Consider the following 24,293-nt stretch of genomic DNA (forward strand, 5'->3'; position numbering starts at 1 on the left):
TACCAAGGACAACTCCACCGCCCCGCAGCCTAGAATCGTGTCTCACATGTATCGAGACACCCGTGTCCCACATGTATCAAGACAGCACACGTAGCCTGCTACGAGGTTCCACTCACATGCTGGGTCACTGAGGCGGGAGAATGTGCTCCCCCGTCTTGTCGGTGCTCAGTGACAGCGAACTGATGTACTGCTTTTCTCCGTTGGGCCCCGGCACGTTGGACGCGATCATGTCGGGTCGCTCGAATTCCATGCCGCTGACGTGGCACATCACGAGCTCGTCGGACGGATTGCCGTGCTCGTCGAACATCGGTAGATCGATGCCGTCATCGGTGCGTCGCAGGTAGTACTTGCCCTTGGTCGCCACCGCCAGGATGGGCGGAAGTACCAGTGCGAGAACGAGAGCCACGATGGGCGAATACGGTTTGATCGCAGACCCGAATGCCCCGAAGAACACCAGAATCGACAGGATCGCCGATACCGCCATCGATCCGAAGCCGACCGGGTTGATGTTGTAGAGCATCCCGCGTCGGAACTCGGGCACCTTGGGCGAAAGCTTCAGGATGTACTTGTTGAACACGATGTCCGAGGCCACTACCGCGATCCACGCGATACCGCAGTTGGCGTAGAAGCCGAGGATGCTGTTGAGGAAGTCGAACATGTTGGCTTCCATCAGGATCAGCGCGATGGCCAGGTTGAACAGCACGAACACCATGCGGCCCGGATACGTCTTGGTGAGGCGGGTGTAGGAGTTGGTCCACGCCAGCGACCCCGAATACGCGTTGGTCACGTTGATCTTGATCTGGCTGATGACGACCAGGATCACCGCGAGGGTCATCGCGAGCCAGCCTGGCATGAAGTTTTCGTAGATCTCCAGGAACTGGTGCACCGGCTCGTTGGCGATGCTGGATCCGTCGACGACGTTGGCGATCAGGTACACGGCGAGGAAGAGGCCGACGACCTGCTTGAGGGCACCGAAGATGACCCAGCCGGGGCCGGCGAGAAGCACTGCCGTCCACCAGCGTCGGGAGTTCTCGGGAGTCTTGGGCGGCATGAAACGCAGGTAGTCGATCTGCTCGGCGATCTGCGCGATGAGCGAGAGACACACACCTGCGGCGAGCATGACCGACCCGACGTTGACGCCCTTGCCGTCGGCCCCGTCCTGACCGCCGTAGGCGAAGAACTCACCCACCGAGTCGGGATTGCTGATCACCAGGTACACGAACGGCAGCACCATCAGAACGAGCCACAGCGGGGTGGTCCAGACCTGAAGTTCGGCAAGGGCTTTCATGCCGTAGATGACCAGCGGGATCACCATGATGGTCGAGACCGCGTACCCGATGGGCAACGGGATGCTCAGCCCCAGTTCGAGTCCCTGCGCCATGATCGAACCTTCGAGCGCGAAGAAGATGAACGTGAACGTCGCGAAGATGACGTTGGTGACGACCGACCCGTAGTAGCCGAAACCGCTTCCACGCGTAATCAAGTCGAGGTCGATGTTGTAACGGGCCGCATAGTAGGCAAGCGGAAGGCCGGTCAGGAAGATGACGACAGCGAACACCAGAATGCCCCACAGTGCATTGCCGGTTCCGTACGAGATTCCGATATTGGCACCGATGGCGAAATCCGCGAGATACGCGATGCCGCCGAGCGCGGACGTCGCGACAACACCGGTCCCCCATTTGCGGTAGCTACGCGGCGCGAAGCGCAGCGTGTAGTCCTCGAGCGTCTCTTTCAGCTCGGTATCTGTCGGCGCTGGCTGTACGGCGGTCATGGATCAACAACGTAGAACCGCCAGGTTGCCGACGTGTCTTGAGCCGATGTAGCTGGTGTTAATCGAACCGGCTTATCGGACATACGTCTCGGACGCCCATCCACCGGGCGGTGTCAGGCAGCTGTGCGGGCCGCCAGTAGCGAGAAGTTCGACAGTTCGGCGCGCAGCATGTTCATCGCCCGGTGCTGGGCGACCCGCACTGCACCAGCCGTCATTCCCAGAGCTTCGCCGGTCTGCGGTGCCGTCAGGCCCCACACCACTCGCATCAGGATGATCTTGCTGTACTTCGGGGGCAGGGTGTTCATCAGGGCCTGCGCATGGGAGCGGAGTTCGTCGCCGAGCGCGACCTGCTCGGGACCGTCCTCACCCGACACTTCCTCGGGCAGCTCGGCCGTCGAGAACGTCTGCCGCAGAGCCGATCGTCGGCCGGCATCGGCCAGTTTGTGAGCAGCGATGCCGTAGACGAAGGCCATGAACGGTTTGCCCATGTCGCGGTACTTGGGTATCGCGGTGACCAGAGCGAGGCAGACGTCCTGCACCACGTCGTCGGCCGCGACATCGAGATTGCCGATCCGAGAGGCGCAGTAGCGGCGAATCGGAGGCTGGATCAACACCAGTACGCGTTCGAGTGCGGCGCGGTCACCCGCGACGGCCCGCGGTACGACGTCTTCGAGCGTGTCCATGGAAGTGCTCATGGCCGATCTCCTTCTTGGCAACGCGCGCCCTCACCTGAACGCTCACCAGTACTTCGAGGCAGCCGACCGTTCGGCTTGGTCGGATCGGCTACCACAATCGAGGAGAATGTGACTCAGGTAACACGGCGTGCCGTCCGAGCGACGTACCGGACAACATCCACGTCGCGTCACGTGACCCTGACACCGCGGAGCGCACATGAGTACGAGTGAGCAGAACCACCTGGTCGGTCGCCGGAGCACCGTCGCCGCAGGGGACGGCACCACGCTCGCAGTGCGCGAGTTCGGACGGCCCGATGCGGCTCTGACCGTGGTGTTCGTCCATGGACACTGCCTGCGGATGCAGTCGTGGACCGAGCTGCGCACCCACGTCGAGGATGTCTGGGGCGAGGACACGCGAATCGTTCTGTACGACCACCGCGGCCACGGCGAATCCGGTGCCGCAACGCCCGACAGCTGCACCATCGATCAGCTCGGCGAGGACCTGGCCGACGTGATCCGCGCTGTCGTCCCGGTCGGGCCGTTCGTTCTGATCGGCCACTCGATGGGCGGCATGACGGCGCTCTCCTACGCGCGTCAGTACCCGGATGCCGTCGGCTCGCGCCTCGTCGGGGTCGGGTTGATCGCGACGTCCGCAGGCGGGATCACCGACGACGGGCTCGGTCGCTGCCTCGCGCATCCGGCCGTGTCGGCGTTTCAGGCAGCTGTTCGACGGGCCCCTCGATTGATGTCGGGTGCCAAGAGGCTCAGTCGCGGGGTGTGCGCGCCCATCGTCAGGACGGCGGGATGCGGCTCCCACAAAGTCAGCCCGCGGGTGGTCACTCTGGCGACGGCGATGCTCGGCGACACGTCCATCGTGACGATGGCCGGCTTCCTCGGCGCGTTCCGCGGACTCGACGAGGTGGCCAGTCTGGCCGCGCTGGCCTCGATTCCCACGCTGGTGCTGTGCGGTTCGGACGACCTGATGACGCCGATGCGACACTCGGAAACCCTTGCATCCCACCTGCCCGATGCACGGTTGGTACGTATCGCGCAGGCCGGACACATGGTGATTCTCGAACGAGCACACGAGGTGGCGGACGCCATCGTCGAACTCGTGACGGCAGCTCGGCGAGCTCACGTGGGGGATCTCGCCTTGGCTCGCTAGACCTTTCGACGACTGTGGCCCGCACCGGATATCCGATGCGGGCCACAGCACTGTTGTCGAGGCGGTGTTACTTCTTCACTGCGGGAGGAGCGTTGAGCAGCTGGATGAACTGTCCGGCGTTACCGATGACTGCGCCGAGGCCACCGGCAGAGGTGCCGGCGAGCGATCCGATGGCACCGAGGGCGATTGCGCCGATGACGCAGCCGCCGATGGGGCCTGCTCCGAGAAGAGTCGCGACCGGTGCGGTCACGACGACTCCCGTGATGATTCCGAGGATGCATCCGCCGACGATTCCGGTTGCAGCACCGAGGAATCCACCGACGGAGGCGGTGAGGCTGAGGTTGTCCTTGACGCCTGCGACTGCGGCGGGCAGGTCGACCTGCTGCAGGCCGGGAAGGGAGGTGGAGACCGGGGTTGCCGCGGCAGGCGAGACATCAGCGGTCAGAGTGGCGTGGTTGCCGTCGATGTCGGCAGCGACGGGGTGCGAGAATCCGTCGGCGGCGATGGCGAGCGGTACGGAGTCGACGAGTGCGCCGTTGGCGTCACGGACGACCAGGTGGTTGTCTTCGTTGCTCAGGGTGCCGGCCGTCGTGTCGACGAGGACCTGGTTGCCGGCCTGGGTGACGTTCCACCCGACGGCAGCGGCGGGAGCCGGTGCCGGATCCGCATAGGCGGTGCCCATGGCGGTCGTCATCGCTGCAATGACCAATGCGGACGTTGCCGCGAATCGAGTCAGCTTCATGTTCCTCAGTCTTTCGTCGTGTCCATCTCTCGATACCGAGCAGCGAAAAGCTATGGGCACAACGAGCGTGAAGAGCGAACCGAAGATGAACGAGAGGGGTCGAACCGAACAACGATCGATCGCATCAACGCGAAAGGGACAGAACGACTTTCAGCGACCGATCGGTTCGTAAAGGATGCGCAGGGTTTGCCCCTACTTACCGAAAAGACCAGGCTTGTTGCTGCCTCCGTGGCCCACTCCGAAGTCGTAGGCGGACTCGGCGTGCTCGTGCTCGTCCAGGCCGTCGGCCTCGTGCTGCGCGTCGGCGCGCACGCCCATGACGGCCTTGATTGCGAACGCGATAGCGGTGGTGACGACTGCCGTGTACGCGAACACCGCCACGACGGCGATGGCTTGCACCCAGAGTTGATGCAGACCGCCGCCGTACAACAAACCGTCCTTGCCCGCCGGCATCTGCGCACTGGCGACGAGTCCGATCATCAGCGTTCCGACGACACCGCCGACGAGATGCACACCGACGACGTCGAGTGAATCGTCGTAGCCGAAGCGATATTTGAGGCCGATCGCCAACGCGCACAACGCGCCCGAGACGATGCCGATCGCGGCTGCACCGATCGGTGTGACGGCAGTACACGACGGCGTGATCGCGACGAGTCCGGCCACCACTCCGGACGCCGCGCCGAACGACGTCGCGTGCCCATCCCTCCATTTCTCGACGACGAGCCACGCCGCCATCGACAGCGCGCCCGCGCCCATCGTGTTCACCAGCGCCACTGCGGCGACGCCGTCGGCCGCCAACGACGAGCCCGCGTTGAAACCGAACCAGCCGAACCAGAGCAGTCCGGCTCCGAGCATGACGGCCGGAAGATTGTGCGGACGCATGGGATCTCGCGGCCACCCGCTCCGCTTGCCGACCACGAGGGCCAGCACCAGCCCGGCCACACCCGCGTTGATCTCCACGGCCGTGCCACCGGCGAAGTCGATCGCGCCGAGCCTGTTGGTGATCCACCCGCCGAACTCACTGGTGAGCCCGTCGAGCGAGAAAACCCAGTGCGCCACAGGGAAATACACCAGCGTGGACCACAGGGCCGCGAACAGCACCCACGGCACGAAACGCATCCGGTCTGCGACGGCACCGGAGATCAGCGCGACCGTCACCATGGCAAATCCTGCCTGGAACGCTGCGAACACCAACGCCGGAACGGTCCCCACCAACGGAATCGACACCGTGCCCGCCGCCGAGGTGTACACGCCGCCGAGCAAACCCTCGAAACCGGCGTACTGCAACGGGTTTCCGATCCAGCCGCCGATCACGTGGTCGCCGAACACCATCGAGAACCCGAACACCAACCACAGCAGCCATACGACGGCGATGGCCGACAGGCTCATCATCATCATGTTCAGCACGCTCTTCGAGCGCACCATGCCGCCGTAGAAGAAGGCCAAGCCCGGCGTCATCAGCAAAACCAGCGCGGTGCTCGCCAGCAACCAGGCCGTGTCGCCCGCGTCGGGCGCTCCGTTGATCACTTGCCCACGAATTTCGGTGCGCGCTTCTCGGCTCTCGCGCGGCGCGCTTCCTTCATGTCCGCACTGCTCCACGCGGCCTCGAATGCCGCGCGCTGTGCGGGCGTCGGATCGTCGTGCGCGCCGTCGTCGTTGAACACCAGTTTGAGGTGTCGCAGCGCCAAGGGGGCAAGGGCAGTGATCGAGTGCGCCCACTGCACGGCAACATCGCGATCGCCGAGCTTGTTGGCCAGACCGCATGTATACGCCTGATCGGCGTGCACCCGTTCGCCGCCGAGCAGGATCGTGCGCGCCACGCCGCCGCCGGCCAATGCCGCCAGCCGCTTGATCGTCCAGTTGCTCACTGCGATTCCGAGACGCGTGGAGGGAATCTCGAAGAATGCCTCGGGTGCGACCACCCGCAGGTCGCAGGCAATGGCCAGTTGCGTCCCGGCTCCGACGGCAGGCCCGTTGATCGCCGCCACGACTGGAACGGACACTCTCTCGACGGCGTTGAGCATGCCTTCCAGCGTCTCGCCGAATGCGTCAGGAAACGCATCTCCGGTCAGGTCGGCACCGGCGCAGAAGCTACTGCCCTGTCCGGTGATCACCACGACCCGCGCGCCGTCGGCATCCGCCTGCTCGACTTCGCGTCGTAGGGCGACACAGAGATCCGTGCTCAGCGCATTGCGCTTGTCCGGTCGCTGCAATTCCAGGATGACGACATCGCCGTCACGAGTGTGTCCGATCACGCCGAGCAGGTTACCGGCTGGTAGCGGCGGTCACAGGGCGGGGCCTGATCTACTGATACTCGTGATCGACACTCGGGTTGCTGTCATCGGTGCCGGCCAGGCCGGGCTCTCGGCCGGGTACCACCTCCGGCGGGCCGGACTTGCCGCAGGTGCGGGCTTCGTCATGCTCGACCGCTCCCCCGGACCTGGCGGTGCCTGGCAGTTCCGGTGGCCGTCGCTGACGCTCAGCACCGTCAACGGAGTGCACGATCTGCCCGGGATGCCCTTCGCCGACACGCTGGGAGACGAGCCACCCGAATCCATCGCGGCAGCCGACGCGGTTCCCCGCTACTACCGCGCGTACGAGGAACGATTCGAACTGAATGTCCGACGCCCCGTCACGGTGACGGTCGTGTGCGACCGCGAACCACTCTTTCGGGTCGAGGCCGGCGACACGGTCGTCATAGCCGAGGGCCTCATCAATGCGACCGGAACGTGGGAGAAGCCGTTCGTTCCGCACTACGACGGAGCCGAGACCTTCACCGGTAGACAACTGCACACCAAGGACTACCGAACCGCGGACGAGTTCGTCGGCAAACACGTCGTCGTGGTCGGCGGCGGAATCTCGGCCGTGCAGCTACTCGACGAGATCTCGCAGGTCACCACAACAACATGGGTGACGCGTCGACCACCGGTGTTCCGGGACAGCCAGTTCGACCACGACGCCGGACGCAAAGCCGTCGCCATGGTCGAGGAGCGGGTGCGTGCGGGCCTGCCGCCGGGCTCGGTCGTCTCGGTGACCGGCCTGTTGCTCACCCCATCGCTGGCTGCCGCACGCGAACGTGGCGCTCTCGAACGCAAGCCGATGTTCTCCTCGATCACCGCCGATTCCGTTGTCTGGGAGGACGGTTCGACCCAGCACGCCGACGTGATCCTGTGGGCCACCGGATTCCGCAGCGCCCTCGATCACCTTGCCCCGCTGCGACTGCGCGGGCACGGCGGCGGAATCGTCATGGACGGCAGGCTGACCACCCGGGTGGCCGCGAACCATCGCGTCCACCTGCTGGGGTACGGCCCGTCCGCGAGCACGATCGGAGCGAACCGGGCCGGGCGAGCAGCGGTGACGGAGTTGCTCGAGACTCTGGGTTAACCCAGCTGCTCGACGACGAACTTGGCCAGGGAGCCGAGACGCGCACGGCCCGGCATCGACGTCGGAACGCCCAACGCATCCAACGGGGCCGACGTCACCGGCCCCACGCAGATCGCGGCGACGGGGCCTCGAAGTGCGGCGAGGAAGGCGTCGAGCATGCCGTTGTCCTTGGCCGTCGACAGCAGGGAGGCGACGGCGGGAGCGCTCGTGAACGTCACTGCGTCCACTCGATGCTCGATGATCTGTGCCAACAAGTCGATGAGCGGGGCCTGATCGACGGGGCGGATCCAGCGGTACACCGGGATCGGTCGCACATGCGCGCCGAGTTCGCTCAGAGCGTCGCTCAGGTGAATCGTCGGTTCCCATTCGGTGATGACGCCGTGCAGTTGCACGGCGATGTCGGCACCGGAAATACCCTGGGCAGCAAGATGATCGGCGACTTCCTGCGATGCTTCGGTGGCGGGCGACCATTCATCACGCAGCCCGGCACCCCGGATCGCACCACGCGCTTTGGGGCCACGCGCAATGATTCGCGTGTGCCCGAGCGCTGCCAGGAGGTCGTCGCGCACACCCCATTCGGCCGCCGCGTCGAGCCAGCCACGGAAGCCGATACCGGTGCTGATCACCACGATCTGCGGGGGACGATCGACGATGCCCTCGGTAGCCGACTTCAGCTCCGAGTCGTCGATCAGGGGCAGAACGTGAATCGCCGCGGCGTGAACGATGTTCGCGCCGCGGCGTTCGAGCATGGTGGCCAATTCGTCTGCACGCCGCTCGGCGGTGAGGGCAACGGTCTTGCCTGCGAGCGGTTCCGACATGGGTACAGACTAGGCCCCCATGTGCGCGGAACTTCGTAGTCCACTACGAAGTTCCACTCACATGGCGGGTCAGCTGCTGAACTTGTCCGGGTCCGGGCCGGTGCGGCCGTCGGCGGTGTCCAGAGCGTTGATCTGCTGAATCTCGTCGTTGCTCAGCTCGAAGCCGAACACGTCGAAGTTGCTCGCGATCCGCTCCGGGGTGACCGACTTGGGGATCACGACGTTGCCGAGCTGGATGTGCCAGCGCAGAATCACCTGCGCCGGGGTGACGCCGTGTGCCTCGGCGATGGGCGCAAAGGCCGGATCGTCCAAAACGGTGCCGGAGCCGAGCGGGCTCCACGCCTCGGTGGCGATGCCCTTCGAGGTATGGAAAGCGCGCAGTTCTTCCTGGATGAAGCGCGGATGCAGCTCGATCTGGTTGACCGACGGGACCTCACCGACGGCGTCCATCAGCTTCTCGAGCGTGGGGATGGTGAAGTTGGAGACGCCGATCGAACCGATGCGGCCGTCCGACTTCAGCTTCTGGAACGCCTTGAACGTGTCGATGTACTTGTCGCGATCGAGCTGCTGCCAGTGAATCAGGTACAGGTCGAGGTACTCGAGGCCCAGACGATCCATGCTGGCGTCGAAGGCCTTCAAGGTGGAGTCGTAGCCCTGATCGTCGTTCCACAGCTTGGTGGTGACGAACAGCTCGTCGCGCGCGATGCCGGACTCCGCGATGGCCTTGCCGGTGCCGGCCTCGTTCTCGTACACCTTGGCGGTATCGATGCTGCGGTACCCGACCTTCAGCGCCTCGGACACGGCGGCCTGGGCACCGTCGTCGGGAACCTGCCACACACCGAACCCGAGCTGGGGAATCGACGTGCCGTCGTTGAGCACGATGGTCGGGACAGTACTGGTCTCGGCTGAATACGTCATACGAATGCCAACGGACGGCGCTGTGAATCTGTTCCCGGTCCCGGGGATACTGGTCCAGTGACTGCCACGCTCCGCATCGACGATCTGGCCGCCTTTCACGGCGATCGAACCCTGTTCTCCGGACTCGATCTGACGGTGACCGAGGGTGATGTGATCGGGTTGGTCGGTGCGAACGGTGCCGGTAAATCGACGCTGTTGACGCTGCTGGCGGGCGTGGGAACGGCCGATCACGAGGGTGAGATCTACACCAGCCCGCCCGACGCAACCGTCGGTTATCTTGCGCAGGAGCCCGAGCGCATCGCCGGGGAGACGGTGTTGGATTTCCTCGGCCGGCGTACCGGGGTCACCGATGCCGAAGCCTCCATGAACGCAGCCGCCGAGGCGTTGGGTTCGAGTGACGAGGACCTCTACACCCCGGCGCTGGAGAAGTGGCTGGCTCTCGGCGGCGCGGATCTGGCGGAGCGAACGGCGAAGGTGCTCGCGGATCTGGGCCTCGATGTCGACGGCGGCGCATTCATGACGGCGCTGTCCGGTGGGCAGGCTGCCCGCGCCGGTCTCGCCGCGATTCTCCTCGCGCGTTACGACATTCTTCTGCTCGACGAGCCCACCAACGACCTGGACCTCGCGGGCCTCGAGCAACTCGAACAATTCGTCGTCGCGACGCGGGCGGCCATCGTCGTCGTCAGTCACGATCGCGAGTTTCTGGCGCGGACGGTGACCGGTGTCGTCGAGCTCGATCGAGCGCAGCGTCGCATCGATGTGTACGACGGCAGCTACCAGTCCTATCTCGCGGAACGTGAAATTGCGCGCCAGCATGCACGGGAGAAGTACGACGAGTTCGCAGACACCAAGTTGGCGTTGGAGTCTCGCGCGCAGATGCAGCGGAACTGGATGGAATCGGGCGTCCGCAATGCGCGACGCAAGGCCACCGACAACGACAAGATCGCCCGCAAGACCCGCGCCGAGTCGACCGAAAAGCAGGCCGCGAAAGCTCGGCAGACACAGCGCCGCATCGAGCGACTCGAGGTGGTCGAGGAACCCCGTAAGGAATGGGAACTGCGGATGGAGATCGCGGCGGCTCCTCGCAGCGGGACCGTTGTCGCGGTGTTGGGCGGAGCCGTCGTACGCCGATCGGACTTCACCTTCGGTCCGGTGACGACGCAGATCGACTGGGGCGATCGCATCCTCATCACCGGACCCAACGGCTCCGGCAAAACGACGCTGCTGTCGGTACTGCTGGGCCGGTTGACGCCGGACGAGGGAACGGCCTCACTGGGTTCGGGTGTGGCGATCGGCGAAATAGACCAGGCACGAGCATATTTCGTCGGCGACGGAACAGTGTCCGACGCCTTGAGTGCAGCAGTTCCCGAGTGGCCCGACGCCGAGGTCCGCACACTGTTGGCCAAGTTCGGGCTGCGCGGCGACGACGCACTGCGGCCGGCGTCGTCCCTGTCGCCGGGTGAGCGAACCCGTGCCGCACTCGCATTGCTACAGGCCCGCGGCGTGAACCTGCTGGTGCTGGACGAGCCCACCAACCACCTCGACCTGCCCGCCATCGAACAACTCGAACGCGCGATGGAAAACTTCGAGGGCACCCTGCTGCTGGTGACACACGATCGCCGCATGCTCGACACGGTTCGCAGCACTCGTCACTGGACGATGAACGATGGGCAGCTGAGAGAGAAGTAGGTCGCAGTGAAATCGGGTGCAGCTGACCGCGGTGGTGAGCGCGGCTAGCTGCACCCGATTTTCGTCAACTGAGAAGAATTTCGTTCACCTCGGCGGCGGGAAGCATCGGCAACGTGTGATGCGTGGCTCCGTCGAGTATCACGGTCCGCGCTGCAGGCAGGGCGGTTCGGACCGCCGATTCGATTCGAGCGGCATTGTGCACCTTGCCATTCCCAGCCAGCACCACGGTTGTCGCTACACCGAAGTTCGCGAACGTAGCAGGATTCGGCCGTTTCGGAACAATGGTTTTTGTGGTCGGAGCATGCGCGGCTCCCAGAGCAAGTACGTCGAGCCAATCCGGATCCAACTGCGCGTCATCGGTTTCCCATCGGACGAAAGCACGCTGCCGTTTCTCGTTGGAAGCGAGCAATATCGGCAGGGCATGCAGCAGATACCGCGGACTCATGGAGCCGAAGCATGCGTTGGGATCGAGTAGGGTCAACGCATCCACGCGGCTCTCGTTGCGCAAGGTGTACGCCAGAGCGATCATCGCGCCGTAGGAATGGCCGCACAGTGCCACAGCTCGAAGGCCCAGTTCATCCAGCACCGCCGTCACCCAGTTCAGCAGCTCGTCCACGGAGTCGATGGACTGCTCACCGGGCACGCTCCGTCCGACGTCGCCCATGAGGTCGACCGCGTACACCCGATATCGCTGCGAGAGCGCCTCGACGTTGGCGAACCACACGGTGGACGTGGCACCCGCCCCAGGGAGCAGCACCAGCGCCGGGCCGTCGACGGGTCCGCAGGCGTTGATTCGCGTGGTGCCGTACACCGTGTCCACGTCGATGGCTTGGGTATCCGCCGGCCACTTCTGCAGCACTCGGTCGTAGGCGGTGAAGAATCGGTCGAGCGTCACTGATGCCCCCATTCTCTCGATGATCGAGATAGTAGACAATAGAGAGACTTCCCGTCCAGCATCTCCCGAGGGATCAGCACATGACCGAGCCCGCCTCTACCGTCCATCAGCTACGCGCACTGACGGTCGACCTCGATCTTCTGGGCGCAGAATTCGCGCAGAGACATGCACTCCACCCGACGGACATCCGGGCGCTGATCTGTCTCCTCGACGCGGACCGAGCCGGAACGCGCGCTACGCCCGGTTGGCTAGGAACCCAGCTGGGCCTGGAATCCGCGTCGGTCACGGCCCTGATCGATCGAATGACCAAGCGTGACTTGGTGTTACGCGAGCCCGACCCGTCCGACCGCAGGCGAGTACTGCTGCGCGTGACTGCGCACGCGTCGGAACTCGGGACAACATTCTTCGGCCCCGTCATCGGCCAGGCCGTCGACGAGCTCGCCCGCTTCACGCCAGAGCAGCGGGCAACGATCGATGAGTTTCTGACCACGATGCGCGCCATCGTCGCCTCCACTCGGGAGCAGCAGACCCCGTAGACAAATCAGTAGTTTTGTTATTAACGGTTGACACATCGTTGGGTTTATACAACACTTCATTGTCATGAGCCCCGTCAAGCGCGGTACCGCGCTCCCGATCTACAACAGGGTGGGTGTTCTGCGGGCAGAACGAAAGATGAGCCGCGCGCAACTGGCCGAACTCGTCGAAGTGAATCCCCAGACGGTGGGAGCCCTGGAACGAGGCAACCACTACCCGAGCTTGGACCTCGCGATGCGCATCTGCGACGTCTTCGATCTGCCGATCGAAGCGGTGTTCTCACGAGAAGAACTCGGACCACTCTCCGCCGAACTCTTCCGAAGGGAGAAGGATCGATGACCACGCCCGGCTCCGACGTCCTCACCCGCTATCAGGCGTATCGCACCCGGCGATTCCTCGAGAACGACGCCAAGACACGGCATTGGCTACCCGCCTGGCGAACCCAGCATCGACGCCGAATCCTCGTTGTCGCTGTGGCTACGCTCCTCTTCGCATTTTTCGTCGTCAGTATCGGCAGCCTATTCTCGAAGTGGTTCGCGATCGGATGGATACCGGCCGCCCTGGTGTTCCTACCGGTGTGGACTGTTCTCCAGACGGTCTCGGGCCGGCACGGAGACGCACCGGTAGGAGCACTGGACGAATGGGAAGTACAGCAGCGCAACGAAGCTCGATCCATCGGCCTCACCGTCACGCAGGGGTTGGTGATGGCGGCGGCGTTCGCGTCCATCTTCCTGTCCACGGCGAACGACGAGATGCCGCGCCTGGCGTACGCAGGTGGCGGATGGACTCTCGCCGCACTGATGACCGGCATCTGCTCCCCCGCAATGATTCTCGCGTGGATCACCCCTGACCCCGAACCAGAAGACACCGAAGAGTTCGACCAGCAGTAACGACCGAAAGGGCACCATGAGCACCCTCACGATCGACTCCGTCTCCAAAAGATACGGCGACAAGATCGCCCTCGACAACCTGAGTTTCGACGTCCGGCCGGGCGAACTGTTCGGCTTCGTCGGCAGCAACGGCGCGGGCAAGACCACCACGATGCGCATCGCGCTGGGCGTGCTGTCGGCAGATTCCGGCCAGGTTCTGTTGGGCGGCAAGCCCGTCGACCTCGACGTTCGCCGCACCATCGGTTACATGCCGGAGGAACGCGGGCTGTACCCGAAGATGAAGGTCGGCCCGCAATTGGCGTACATGGCCGAGCTACACGGCCTCTCGTCGAGGGATGCCAAAGCCGCAGTGATTCGCTGGACCGAACGCCTCGGCATCGACGAGCGAGTGAACGACACCGTCGACGCACTGAGCCTGGGGAATCAGCAGCGCGTGCAGTTGGCAGCCGCGCTGGTGCACGACCCCGCAGTGCTCGTGCTGGACGAACCGTTCTCCGGCCTCGACCCGATCGCCGTCGATGTCATGAGCGAGGTACTGCGCGAAAAGGCCGCTGCCGGAGTGCCGGTGGTGTTCTCGAGCCACCAACTCGATCTGGTGCAACGCCTGTGCGACCGCGTCGGCATCATCGCCGCCGGCTCGATGAAAGCCGTCGGTACCGTCGACGAACTACGCGGATCAGGAGATTCGCACCTGCACGTCCACGCACCGAACGCTGCGCCCGGATGGGCGTCGGGCATCGCCGGAGTGAGCACACTCGGGCACAGCGACGGCGTCACCGTTCTCGGGCTGGCACCGGGAGCCGATGATCAAGAAGTCCTGCGGGCCGCGCTCGCGACCGGACCGGTACACGAATTCTCGATCCAGAAACCTTCCCTGAGCGACCTGTTCCGAGAGGCGGTAGTGGCATGAGCTCCCAACTGAACTCCTTCAGCGCAGTGTCCTTGATAGCCAAGCGCGAGTTCACCGTTCAGGTGATGAAGAAGAGCTTCGTCATCAGCAACGTGATCATCCTGGCCGTCATCGTCGGCGGCATCATCGCATTCTCGATCTTCTCCGGCAGCGGCGACGAAGAGCGCGACGTGATCGGCGTCGCCGGAGATCAGTCCATCGCGGCTGCATTGGAGGCGACCGGCGATGCGGTCGGTAGCCCCGTCGAAGTCCGTGACGTTGCCGACGCGGCGGCCGCGCGCAGTGGCGTCGAATCCGGGGATCTCGATGTGGCGCTGGTTCCCGACGGCACTGCGGGCGCGTACACGGCCGTCACCGAGTCCGAACTGACCGGCACGTTGCGCGCCGTCGTCGAAGGCAGTGTCGCGACGCAGGCCACGAATGCTGCACTGGCGCAACAGGGTGTCGACCAGAACGAGCTCGGGGCAGCGACGAGTGCCGCGACGGTCACCGTCGACGCGATCGATCCGCCCGACCCGGAAGCCGGTCAGCGGACAGCCCTGGCCCTGTCGGCCGTGTTCCTGTTGTACGCACAGATCATCGGCTTCGGCATGTACGTCGCGATGGGCGTCGTCGAAGAAAAGTCCTCGCGCGTGGTCGAACTGCTGCTCTCCACCGTTCGCCCCCTGCAGTTGCTCTGGGGCAAGATTCTGGGCATCGGTGCGGTCGGCATCCTGCAGCTCGCTCTGTACGGAATCGCCGGTGTGGGAGCAGGATTGGGCACAGGCGTACTCACCGTCACCGGTGCCGCGGTGAGTGTCTTCGCCGCCACACTCGCGTGGTTCATTCTCGGCTTCGCGTTCTTCGCGGTGCTCTACGCGGCCGGCGGCTCGATGGTCTCGCGGCAGGAGGACGTGAACTCGACGACCATGCCACTGCTGATCCTGATCATGGCCATGTTCTTCGCGGCCTTCTATTCCGTCAGCGATCCGGAGAGCACTCTCGCCAACACGCTGAGCTGGATCCCGCCGTTCTCGGCGATCATGATGCCGCTGCGCATCGCCGCGGGCGTGACCTCGCCGGTGCAGATCGTCGGTTCGGCAGTCCTGATGGTGATCACCACCGCGATCCTGGCGATGGGCGCAGCGAAGATCTATCAGCGCTCCATTCTTCGGATCGGCAAGACCGTCTCGTGGAAGGAAGCATTCGCTCGATAGAGTTCGCGCCATGAGCCCACGGACATCCGCCGCCGAGATTCTCGATTCCGTTCTCGACGGCGGATCGTTCGTGTCGTGGGACTCCACGCCCGTGGACGTCCATCCTGGGGAGTCCTATCTGAAGGATCTGGCCAAGGCTCGCGAGAAGAGTGGCGTCGACGAATCGGTGTTGACCGGCGAGGGCACCATCGACCGCCGACGCGTCGCGATCATCGCCTGCGAGTTCGCGTTTCTCGCCGGATCGATCGGAGTCGCGGCGGCCGAGCGCATCACCTCCGCAATCGAGCGCGCCACTGCAGAGGGCCTGCCACTCATTGCCTCCCCCACCTCCGGTGGCACGCGCATGCAGGAGGGAACGTTGGCCTTCGTGCAGATGGTCAAGATCGCCTCGGCCGTCACCGCACACAAAGCGGCGCACCTGCCGTATGTGGTGTATCTCCGCAATCCGACGACGGGAGGCGTTTTCGCATCCTGGGGTTCACTGGCCCACGTCACCGTCGCCGAACCCGAGGCCCTCATCGGGTTTCTCGGCCCGCGGGTGTATCAGGCCCTGTACGACAAGCCATTTCCCGATGGCGTCCAGACCGCCGAGAATCTGTACCAGCACGGTGTCATCGACGGTGTGGTGCCGGTCGAGCAACTGCGTCACTTGCTGATCCGCACGCTGCGAGTGATCGTCGACGCATCCGTGTGGACGGACGTTCCCGAAGTCGGACGTACGAGTATTCCCGAGCAATCGGCCTGGCACTCGGTGCAGTCGTCGCGCCGCGCCGATCGTCCAGGGATTCGGCAGATCATCGAACATACTGCGGCCGAGCACGTTCCACTCAGTGGCACCGGTCAGGGCGAGGCCGACACCTCGATCCTGTTGTCCCTCTGCCGCATTCGCGGTGTCTCCTGCGTGCTGTTCGGTAACGACCGAAGCAGCAGCACCGCCACAGCAACGATGGGCCCGGCAGCACTACGAGAAGCTCGCCGCGGCATGCGCCTGGCCGAGGAACTCCGGCTACCTCTCGTACTCGTCATCGACACATTCGGCGCAGCACTGTCCAAGGAAGCCGAGGAGGGTGGTCTCGCTCCCGAGATCGCGCGGTCGATCTCCGACCTGGTCACCGTGAACACCCCGACGGTGTCGGTACTTCTCGGCCAGGGCACCGGCGGCGGAGCACTCGCGCTGCTGCCCGCCGACCGCGTCCTGTGTGCCCAGAATGCCTGGCTCGCACCGCTTCCACCCGAGGGAGCCAGCGCAATCGTGCACCGCGACACCGCCCATGCACCGGACATGGCCGAGGCTCAAGGGATCAGGTCGGTCGACCTGCTGCGAGACGGCATCGTCGACGCCATCGTTCCCGAACTCCCCGACGCGGCCGACGAACCGGCCGCGTTCTCCGGTCGCATCGCCGATGCCATTGTCCGCGAACTACGCGAGCTGTCGACCCTCGAAGCGGCAGCTCGGACGAGTGCGAGACTCGGCCGCTACCGCACTCTCGGGGTCACCTTGTGAGTGGAAACTCGACCCCTGCTACGAGACCGGAGTGGAGCCTGCGGAACGACCGCAGGCTCCGCCGTGCACGTGCGAGGTCACGAGCGCTACCACATCGCCCGCGCGGAGGTCCGCGGGCAACTCGACCGGACTGACGCACCGGCGCCCCGGACCGTGCACGTCCACCTTGACCACCGGGCCCACCGAGTGCCGGTTGACCACTACTGCCTGCTGAAGATCACCGAACTCCGCATCGACGCCCACCTCGCCTGCAATGACCGACCGCACGCGAGTGATCAGAATCCGACCCCACTGCACCGGAGTGCCCTCGGCATCGGCCACATCCTCGAGCGCGACGCCGTCGACGGTGATGCGGCCGCACACACAGTGAGTGTTCGCCGGCCAGAGCGCTGGATCGCACCGCGACACGTAGGCGGCACCGAGAGACGGAAGAATGTCCACAAGAGTCATGAGAAGAAGTCTTGCGCCGGGCGGTGGCGTCGAACAGGGGTGTTGACGCAATCTTGACGCCCCGGCCGTGAATCTTGACGGCGTGTGGGCACCGTTGCACATTCGGACCGCCGGTCGACGGGATTCCGCCGGTCGTCGCCGGTAGTGCGCAACCCGGCCCGGACCACCCCACCTCGAACTACGCTCGCAGACATGAGTGGCGAGTATCGGCAGGCATTCGACAGCAGCATCGACAACCGCGAGGACTTCTGGCTGGCGGCCGCGTCGGGAGTCGACTGGGACACCCCTCCCACCACGGCGTTCGACGGTTCGCAATGGTTTCCCGAAGCCCGTCTCAACACCTGCGTCAACGCCCTGGATCGGCACGTCGACGCCGGCCACGGCGATCGCACCGCGCTGATCTACGACTCGGCGATGCTCGGGCTCACCCGGAGCTACACCTACGCCGAACTTCTCGACGAGACCGCGCGCTTCGCCGGGGTGCTGCGCGCGCAGGGCGTCGGGCCGGGCGACCGCGTGGTCATCTATCTGCCGATGATTCCCGAGGCCGTCATCGCGATGCTCGCGTGTGCGCGACTCGGTGCGGTGCACTCGGTGGTGTTCGGCGGATTCGCCGCCAAAGAACTCGCGGCCCGCATCGACGACGCCGAGCCGGTACTGCTGATCACCGCGAGCGGTGGGTTCGAGCCGGGTCGCGTCATCGAATACCTCCCCTTGGTGCAGCGCGCCCTGACGCTCACGACCGCGAACACACCGGCCGTGATCGTAAAATCACGAGAGGGCATTCCCGGCGAACACGAGTGGCTGGATTGGGACACCCTCATCGCCGACGCATCCGCCGCACAACCGGTTTCGATGGCGGCGACGGATCCGCTGTACATCCTCTACACGTCGGGTACGACGGGCAAGCCCAAGGGCGTGGTGCGCGACAACGGCGGTCATGCCGTCGCGTTGACGTGGTCGATGCGCAACATCTACGACGTGAATGCCGGTCAGGTGATGTGGACGGCCTCCGACGTCGGGTGGGTGGTGGGACACTCGTACATCGTCTACGGCCCGCTGTTCGCCGGTGCCACAACGGTTCTCTACGAGGGCAAGCCCGTCGGGACTCCCGATGCAGGCGCGTTCTGGCGGGTGATCCAGGACCACGGTGTGCGGGCTCTGTTCACCGCACCGACCGCGCTACGCGCTATCCGCAAGGTCGATCCGCACGCCGCCGAGCTCGAGAAGTACGACACCTCCTCACTGGAGACACTGTTCGTCGCCGGTGAACGCCTCGATCCCGATACGTACGAGTGGATTTCACGCACCCTCGATCGACCCGTCGTCGATCATTGGTGGCAGACCGAGACCGGGTGGGCTATCTGCGCCAACCTTCGGGGGCTGGAACCACTTCCGATCAAACCCGGATCGCCGACCGTACCGGTACCGGGATTCCAGGTCGGTATCCTCGACGCGTCCGGTAATCCCGTGGACGCAGGCTCGGAGGGCAACATCGTCGTGCAGCTGCCACTGCCGCCAGGTGCACTGGTCGGACTGTGGAACGACGAATCACGTTTCCAGCGTTCGTATCTCGATACGTTCCCCGGTTACTACCTCACCGGCGACTCCGGTTACATCGACGCCGACGGGTACGTCTACGTACTCGGTCGCAGCGACGACGTCATCAATGTCGCCGGCCACCGCCTGTCCACAGGGTCGATGGAGGCGGTGCTCGCGGGCCATCCGGCCGTCGCCGAGTGCGCCGTCATCGGTATTCACGACGACCTCAAAGGACAGCGTCCCAGCGGCTATGTAGTGCTCAAGGCCGGCGAGAACATCACCGAGGAACAGCTGCGCACCGAATTGGTGGCCATGGTTCGCGATCAGATCGGTGCGCTCGCAACGTTCCGCGACGTGACGATCGTCGGAGCGCTGCCGAAGACCCGATCGGGCAAGATCCTGCGGAAGACGATGCGTCAGATCGTCGCAGGCGAGGAATACGGCGTGCCGTCGACCATTGAGGATCCCGCAGTCCTCGATGCACTGGAGAAGCTACTCGGCAGATAGGCGGAAACCGAAGCAACCATGGCCGAAACCCGCGCGCCATGGGGCACTCCCGCACGATAGCGTCCTCGGCATGACAGATCTCGACACCCGCCCCGCCGTCGACTGGCTCGCACTCGGTGCGGTCACCGTCACGGTGATCTCGTGGGCCTCGGCCTTCGTCGCCATCCGCGGCGTCGGCGAGTCGTTCGGTGCCGGCCCACTCGCTCTGGGCCGGCTCCTCATCGGATCGTGCGCCCTCGGCGCGATCGTGCTGGTCAGGAGACAGTGGGTCAAGCCGAACCGCACGCAGTGGTTACAGATCGCCAGCGTCGGCGTGTTCTGGTTCGGCGTCTACAACGTCGCCCTCAACGCCGCCGAGCAACGTGTCGACGCCGGAACGACGTCGATGATCATTCAGATCGGCCCCATCCTGGTGGCGCTGTTCGCCGGTCTGCTTCTGGGCGAGGGCTTTCCGAAGTGGTTGGTGATCGGTGCCGGTATCGCGTTCGCCGGTGCCGTCATGGTCGGCGTCGTCACCGCCGTCACCACCACCTCGACCACCAGGACGGACGCCGACTTCCTCGGCATCGCACTGTGTCTCGTATCCGCAGTGACCTATGCGATCGGAGTACTCAGCCAGAAGCCGGTACTGCGCACGGTCCCCGGCCTGCAGGTCACCTGGATGGCCTGCACCATCGGGGCGGTCTGCACACTCCCGTTCGCGCCTGCTCTGCTCGACGACCTGTCCACCGCCTCGGCCGGAGCCACCGGCGGACTGCTCTACCTCGGCCTGGTTCCCACCGCGCTGGCGTTCAGCACCTGGGCCTATGCGCTGACGCGCATGAACGCAGGCAAGCTCGGCATCACCACGTATGCGGTGCCGCCGATCACCATCACTCTGGCCTGGTTGTTGCTCGGCGAGATACCGCACATTCTCGCCGTCGTCGGCGGTGTCATCTGCCTCGTGGGTGTCGGATTGTCCCGCAGGAGATAGCAGCCGTCACAGGGCCTTGAACCGAGCGATAGCAACCTCACGCTCGTGCTTGTGGTCGACGATCGGATCCACGTACTCCTTGGGTCGGCCGAACTTCAACGTGTGCACGGCTTTTCCCTCCTCACCGCGTAGCTCCGGCACCCAGCGCCGTACGTAATCGCCCGTCGGATCGAATTTCTCACCTTGGGTGATCGGGTTGAACACTCGAAAGTACGGCGAGGCGTCGGTACCGGTGCCCGCGGTCCACTGCCAGCCGTGCTGATTGTTGGCCAGATCGCCGTCGACGAGATGCTGCATGAAATAGCGGGCACCTCGCCACCACGGCAGGTGCAGGTCTTTGACGAGGAACGACGCGACGATCATACGGACTCGGTTGTGCATCCACTTCTCCGAGTTCAATTGCCGCATACCGGCATCGACGATCGGAAAGCCGGTCTCGCCCTTACACCAGGCCTCGAACAGCTCGTCGGCGTGCTTGCCCGAGTCCAGTTCGATCTTGTCGAACTTCTTGACGTAGTTCTCGCGCGCACTGTCGGGGCGCTGAAACAGGATGTCGGCGTAGAAGTCTCGCCAGCAGATCTGCCTCCGATACGCAGCGGCACCCTCGTTGCGGAGCTTGCCCAGGTCGGCCAGCATGGTTCGCGGATGAATGGTGCCGTACTTCAGATGCACCGACATCCGGCTCGTCGAATCGAGGTCGGGGCGGTTGCGTTCGTCGTCGTACTTCGAGACGTCGTCTAGAAAATCCTTCCACTGCGCCCGTGCGGCTTGCTCGCCTGCATCGGCGTCGGAGGTCTCGTTCTCGCTCGGAACTTTCGCCCTCTTCACGCCTTTCACGTGGTCGGGGTCGATCCACGTCACGGTTTTCGCGGACGTATCGGCCGGTCCGCGCCAACCGTGTTCCATCCACTGCCGTGAGTACGGCGTGAACACCTTGTACGGCTCACCGTCGTTCTTGGTGATCCGTCCGGGCGCAACGGCATACGGCGAACCGGTCTCGACCAGCGTCACCTTCTCGCCGACGCGCTGGTCCCGCGACCGGCCGTACGGACCGTAATCGGCGCTGATGTGGACCTCGTCGGCGTCGATCGCCTTCGCCACCTTCGGCACCACCGTCTCGGGGTCGCCGTGCACCACCATCAGCCTGCCGTCGAGCTGCTCGTCCAGTGCCTCGAGCGACCGGAACAGGAAGTCCTTGCGCGGACCGCCGGAGGGCTTCAGCAATCGGTCGTCCAGTACGAAGAGCCCCAGTACCGGATCCCCGGACTCGGCAGCGGCGGTGAGGGTGGGCAGATCCCCCAGTCGGAGATCACGGCGAAACCAAACGAGCGACATGCCGTCAGTCTTACCCAACCCGGCTACGAGCAACCCCCATCGCTGTTTCGGGGATTCTCAGAGAATCGCCAATCCATGCTCACCGACGCCGCAACATCGCCCCCTACCTTGGGAAATACGCCGATCAGCCGCGAGCAGAGGAGAGAACATCATGACGAACATCCGCCCCTTCCCCGGTGCCCTCTCCCTCGTCGAGAGCACCTGCACGTTCGAGAAGTACTACGAGCAGCTCTATGCCAAGGCACCCGCCCTCGCCTGGACCCTCGACGCCGACGTCGATCGCCGCACGGCCCTCGAGGAATTCTTCGCCAAGACGCCCGAGGAGCGGCGTACCACCGTAGACAGCTGGGTTGCCTAGCATTGGGAGGTGACCGAATCGCCGAGCACCCCCGCCACCGTCCTCGTCGTCGACGATGACACCGATGTGTTGTCGTCGCTGCAGCGCGGCCTGCGCCTGTCCGGCTTCACGGTCATCACGGCGTCGGACGGGGCCGAGGCGCTCGGCGTCGTGTCGCGCACCTCGCCCGATGCGATCGTGCTCGACATCAACATGCCGGTGCTCGACGGCGCAAGCGTCGTGACTGCGTTGCGCGCCATGGGGAACGACATTCCGATCTGTGTTCTCAGTGCCCGCAGCTCCGTGGACGATCGCATCGCCGGTCTCGAATCCGGTGCCGACGACTACCTCACCAAACCGTTCGTGCTCGCCGAGCTGGTGGCCCGCATCCGGGCCATGCTCCGACGGCGCGGCACCAGTCCGGTCATTCCCGCAGTCGATCCCGGTATCCCCAATTCGGCTGTCGCCGTGGGCACTTTGGTTGTCGATATCGCGGGGTACCGAGTGCACCGCGGCGGCGTCGACATCGATCTCACGAAGCGCGAGTTCGAGTTGCTGGCCATTCTTGCTCGCAACAAGGGCGTCGTACTGACGCGTGAGCGACTCCTCGAATTGGTCTGGGGCTACGACTTCGTCGCCGACACCAACGTCGTCGACGTGTTCGTCGGCTATCTACGCCGCAAACTCGAGAGCGACGGCTCGCCGCGCATCCTGCACACCGTCCGCGGTGTGGGCTTCGTCGTGCGGGAGTCGGTATGAGTTTCTCGCTTCGCGCCCGGGTCGCGGCGGCGACGGCCCTCGGTGCCACCCTTGTCGTGGCGGCCCTGGCCGTGGTGACGTCGGTGGCCATTTCCCGCAACAACGTCAACCAGCTCGACGAGCGTCTGACGACGGCATCGCAGGTGCTGGTCCCGAACTCGTCGACGCTGGAAGCCTTCATCGATCAGCTGTCCGGAGCGTTCGCTGTCACCATTCGCAGCGGAGACATCGTCGTCGCCTCGACTCCTACGCGGTTGCCGGCCCTCGACACCGGTTCTCAGACAGTGGATGTGGACGGTCAGCGGTTTCGGGTCTACACCGCGACCTCGACCGTGGTCTCGTCCGTGTCCATCTCCATCGGTGTCCCGGCCATCGAGGCGCAGCAGGTGACCGACGAGCAACAGAGACAGGTGATCCTGCTGGGGCTGGCTGCGGTCGCCGTGTCGACGGGCCTGGGTTGGCTGTTCGGAGGACGTGCCGTCAGACCGCTGGTGACGCTGACGCGGCAGGTCAGCGCTCAGCCTCCGTCGGCGCCGCAGACCCGAACCGGAGTCACCGAGGCCGACGAGCTCGCGGTCGCGATCGGGGGCATGCTCACCCGACTGAACGAGGCACAGGAACGCACCAATGCCGCCCTGGACACGGCACGCGATTTTGCGGCCGTGTCGGCCCACGAGCTGCGCACCCCGTTGACTGCGATGCGTACCGACATCGAAGTGTTGCGCACCCTCGATCTCGAGCGCGCGCAGCAACAGGAAATCCTGACCGACCTCGAACGCACTCAGGGCCGAGTCGAGACGACCCTGACCGCGCTCGAACGATTGGCATCGGGTGAATTGTCCAGCGAGGGCGACCGGGTCGAGACCGACATCATCGACATCTGCGACGTCGCCGCGCAGGACGCGCAGCGTCAGCACCCGGGTCTGGACGTTCGGGTGGAGTCGGAACCGGAGTGCGAGATCACGATTCGCGCACTCCCCACCGGAGTTCGACTCGCGGTGGACAACGCGATCGGCAACGCCGTCCGTCACGGCGGGGCGAGCACCGTCGTCATTCGCGTCGAGCGCGCGGACGCGCTGGTCCGAATCCTGATCGACGACAACGGATCCGGCGTTCCGGTGGACGAACGCGAGTCGGTGTTCGGACGCTTCGAGCGTGGAGCCGGAGCCGCGAAGGGCGGCTCCGGCCTCGGTCTCGCGCTGGTGGCCCAGCAGGCCGAATTGCACGGTGGCCGCGCATATCTGGCAGACAGCCCCCTCGGGGGTGCCCGATTGGTGCTCGAGCTACAGGACCGCTGACG

At 64.9% G+C, this 24,293-nt stretch carries 23 protein-coding genes and 1 pseudogene; 14 read left to right on the plus strand and 10 right to left on the minus strand.

Annotated features, from left to right (window positions below):
• Window positions 1-124: 124 nt before the first annotated feature.
• Both AB0P23_RS13800 and shbA read right to left on the minus strand, forming a co-directional pair.
• Window positions 125-1,771, minus strand: a complete 1,647-nt coding sequence (locus tag AB0P23_RS13800; protein WP_363797890.1) for a hypothetical protein — start codon at window positions 1,769-1,771, stop codon at window positions 125-127.
• 113 nt (window positions 1,772-1,884) lie between these two features.
• Entirely contained in the window at window positions 1,885-2,466 is a 582-nt protein-coding gene (gene shbA, locus AB0P23_RS13805; RefSeq protein WP_027495956.1) for an RNA polymerase sigma factor ShbA, read from the minus strand.
• Between the two features lie 196 nt (window positions 2,467-2,662).
• Here shbA and AB0P23_RS13810 point away from each other — a divergent pair, with 196 nt between their 5' ends.
• Window positions 2,663-3,610 (plus strand): alpha/beta hydrolase, encoded by a 948-nt coding sequence (locus AB0P23_RS13810; RefSeq protein ID WP_363797891.1) that lies wholly within the window; start codon window positions 2,663-2,665, stop codon window positions 3,608-3,610.
• 67 nt (window positions 3,611-3,677) lie between these two features.
• Here the strand turns inward: AB0P23_RS13810 and AB0P23_RS13815 are convergent, their stop codons facing one another.
• The 3 genes from AB0P23_RS13815 to AB0P23_RS13825 form a co-directional block, all read right to left on the minus strand.
• Window positions 3,678-4,352 (minus strand): hypothetical protein, encoded by a 675-nt coding sequence (locus AB0P23_RS13815; protein WP_027495954.1) that lies wholly within the window; start codon window positions 4,350-4,352, stop codon window positions 3,678-3,680.
• Window positions 4,353-4,544: 192 nt separating this feature from the next.
• Window positions 4,545-5,879: an ammonium transporter gene (locus AB0P23_RS13820; RefSeq protein ID WP_032399863.1), complete on the minus strand. Its 1,335-nt coding sequence runs from the start codon at window positions 5,877-5,879 to the stop codon at window positions 4,545-4,547.
• On the minus strand, window positions 5,876-6,607 hold the full coding sequence (locus AB0P23_RS13825) for an enoyl-CoA hydratase (RefSeq protein WP_032399864.1): 732 nt from the start codon (window positions 6,605-6,607) through the stop codon (window positions 5,876-5,878). The genes AB0P23_RS13820 and AB0P23_RS13825 overlap by 4 nt, the downstream gene beginning before the upstream one ends.
• 55 nt (window positions 6,608-6,662) lie before the next feature.
• On the opposite strand from AB0P23_RS13825, the gene AB0P23_RS13830 reads away from it, so the two are divergent.
• Window positions 6,663-7,736 carry an NAD(P)-binding domain-containing protein gene (locus tag AB0P23_RS13830; protein WP_032399906.1) on the plus strand — a complete coding sequence of 358 codons (1,074 nt, stop codon included), beginning with the start codon at window positions 6,663-6,665 and terminating at the stop codon, window positions 7,734-7,736.
• On the opposite strand, the gene AB0P23_RS13835 is transcribed toward AB0P23_RS13830, so the two are convergent.
• Complete coding sequence (locus AB0P23_RS13835) at window positions 7,733-8,554, minus strand: uroporphyrinogen-III synthase (RefSeq protein WP_032399865.1); 822 nt, start codon at window positions 8,552-8,554, stop codon at window positions 7,733-7,735. The genes AB0P23_RS13830 and AB0P23_RS13835 overlap by 4 nt on opposite strands.
• 69 nt (window positions 8,555-8,623) lie before the next feature.
• Complete coding sequence (locus AB0P23_RS13840; protein WP_063216894.1) at window positions 8,624-9,472, minus strand: aldo/keto reductase; 849 nt, start codon at window positions 9,470-9,472, stop codon at window positions 8,624-8,626.
• A 57-nt stretch (window positions 9,473-9,529) separates the two neighbouring features.
• On the opposite strand from AB0P23_RS13840, the gene AB0P23_RS13845 reads away from it, so the two are divergent.
• The gene (locus AB0P23_RS13845) at window positions 9,530-11,161 is read left to right on the plus strand and encodes an ABC-F family ATP-binding cassette domain-containing protein (RefSeq protein WP_363797894.1); all 1,632 of its coding nucleotides are present in this window, start codon (window positions 9,530-9,532) and stop codon (window positions 11,159-11,161) included.
• Window positions 11,162-11,225: 64 nt separating this feature from the next.
• Here AB0P23_RS13845 and AB0P23_RS13850 read toward each other — a convergent pair whose 3' ends face one another.
• Complete coding sequence (locus AB0P23_RS13850) at window positions 11,226-12,068, minus strand: alpha/beta fold hydrolase (RefSeq protein ID WP_206498752.1); 843 nt, start codon at window positions 12,066-12,068, stop codon at window positions 11,226-11,228.
• A gap of 68 nt (window positions 12,069-12,136) precedes the next feature.
• On the opposite strand from AB0P23_RS13850, the gene AB0P23_RS13855 reads away from it, so the two are divergent.
• The 6 genes from AB0P23_RS13855 to AB0P23_RS13880 all read left to right on the plus strand — a co-directional run bounded on the left by AB0P23_RS13855 (window position 12,137) and on the right by AB0P23_RS13880 (window position 17,090).
• Window positions 12,137-12,592, plus strand: a complete 456-nt coding sequence (locus AB0P23_RS13855) for a MarR family transcriptional regulator (RefSeq protein WP_032371565.1) — start codon at window positions 12,137-12,139, stop codon at window positions 12,590-12,592.
• Window positions 12,593-12,656: 64 nt separating this feature from the next.
• Window positions 12,657-12,929 carry a helix-turn-helix transcriptional regulator gene (locus AB0P23_RS13860; protein ID WP_363797895.1) on the plus strand — a complete coding sequence of 91 codons (273 nt, stop codon included), beginning with the start codon at window positions 12,657-12,659 and terminating at the stop codon, window positions 12,927-12,929.
• Complete coding sequence (locus tag AB0P23_RS13865) at window positions 12,926-13,480, plus strand: hypothetical protein (RefSeq protein WP_363797897.1); 555 nt, start codon at window positions 12,926-12,928, stop codon at window positions 13,478-13,480. The genes AB0P23_RS13860 and AB0P23_RS13865 overlap by 4 nt, the downstream gene beginning before the upstream one ends.
• 16 nt (window positions 13,481-13,496) lie before the next feature.
• The gene (locus AB0P23_RS13870; protein WP_032365903.1) at window positions 13,497-14,390 is read left to right on the plus strand and encodes an ATP-binding cassette domain-containing protein; all 894 of its coding nucleotides are present in this window, start codon (window positions 13,497-13,499) and stop codon (window positions 14,388-14,390) included.
• Window positions 14,387-15,586: an ABC transporter permease gene (locus AB0P23_RS13875; protein ID WP_363797898.1), complete on the plus strand. Its 1,200-nt coding sequence runs from the start codon at window positions 14,387-14,389 to the stop codon at window positions 15,584-15,586. Before AB0P23_RS13870 ends, AB0P23_RS13875 begins: the two co-directional genes overlap by 4 nt.
• Before the next feature lie 10 nt (window positions 15,587-15,596).
• The gene (locus AB0P23_RS13880; RefSeq protein WP_363797899.1) at window positions 15,597-17,090 is read left to right on the plus strand and encodes a carboxyl transferase domain-containing protein; all 1,494 of its coding nucleotides are present in this window, start codon (window positions 15,597-15,599) and stop codon (window positions 17,088-17,090) included.
• Between the two features lie 294 nt (window positions 17,091-17,384).
• Here AB0P23_RS13880 and AB0P23_RS13885 read toward each other — a convergent pair.
• A pseudogene (locus AB0P23_RS13885) lies at window positions 17,385-17,540 on the minus strand (diaminopimelate decarboxylase); the annotation flags it as partial.
• Window positions 17,541-17,732: 192 nt separating this feature from the next.
• On the opposite strand from AB0P23_RS13885, the gene AB0P23_RS13890 reads away from it, so the two are divergent.
• Together AB0P23_RS13890 and AB0P23_RS13895 are read left to right on the plus strand one after the other, a co-directional pair.
• Window positions 17,733-19,589, plus strand: coding sequence for a propionyl-CoA synthetase (locus AB0P23_RS13890; RefSeq protein WP_363797901.1), 1,857 nt, complete (start codon window positions 17,733-17,735; stop codon window positions 19,587-19,589).
• Window positions 19,590-19,659: 70 nt separating this feature from the next.
• A complete protein-coding gene (locus AB0P23_RS13895; protein ID WP_032372942.1) occupies window positions 19,660-20,562 on the plus strand; it encodes a DMT family transporter in 903 nt (300 codons plus the stop codon).
• 6 nt (window positions 20,563-20,568) lie between these two features.
• Here the strand turns inward: AB0P23_RS13895 and AB0P23_RS13900 are convergent, their stop codons facing one another.
• On the minus strand, window positions 20,569-21,897 hold the full coding sequence (locus tag AB0P23_RS13900) for a deoxyribodipyrimidine photo-lyase (protein WP_206498746.1): 1,329 nt from the start codon (window positions 21,895-21,897) through the stop codon (window positions 20,569-20,571).
• Between the two features lie 151 nt (window positions 21,898-22,048).
• On the opposite strand from AB0P23_RS13900, the gene AB0P23_RS13905 reads away from it, so the two are divergent.
• From AB0P23_RS13905 to AB0P23_RS13915, 3 genes are read left to right on the plus strand one after another with little or no spacing between them, the layout of a single operon-like run.
• Entirely contained in the window at window positions 22,049-22,255 is a 207-nt protein-coding gene (locus tag AB0P23_RS13905) for a hypothetical protein (protein ID WP_032365896.1), read from the plus strand.
• Between the two features lie 9 nt (window positions 22,256-22,264).
• On the plus strand, window positions 22,265-22,993 hold the full coding sequence (locus AB0P23_RS13910; RefSeq protein WP_032388603.1) for a response regulator transcription factor: 729 nt from the start codon (window positions 22,265-22,267) through the stop codon (window positions 22,991-22,993).
• Entirely contained in the window at window positions 22,990-24,291 is a 1,302-nt protein-coding gene (locus tag AB0P23_RS13915) for a HAMP domain-containing sensor histidine kinase (protein ID WP_027495933.1), read from the plus strand. The genes AB0P23_RS13910 and AB0P23_RS13915 overlap by 4 nt, the downstream gene beginning before the upstream one ends.
• The last annotated feature ends 2 nt before the right edge of the window (window positions 24,292-24,293 follow it).

Origin of the sequence: Rhodococcus sp. NPDC077669 (assembly GCF_040686915.1) — a bacterium.
In the GTDB taxonomy this organism is placed as follows: Bacteria; Actinomycetota; Actinomycetes; order Mycobacteriales; family Mycobacteriaceae; genus Rhodococcoides; species Rhodococcoides fascians.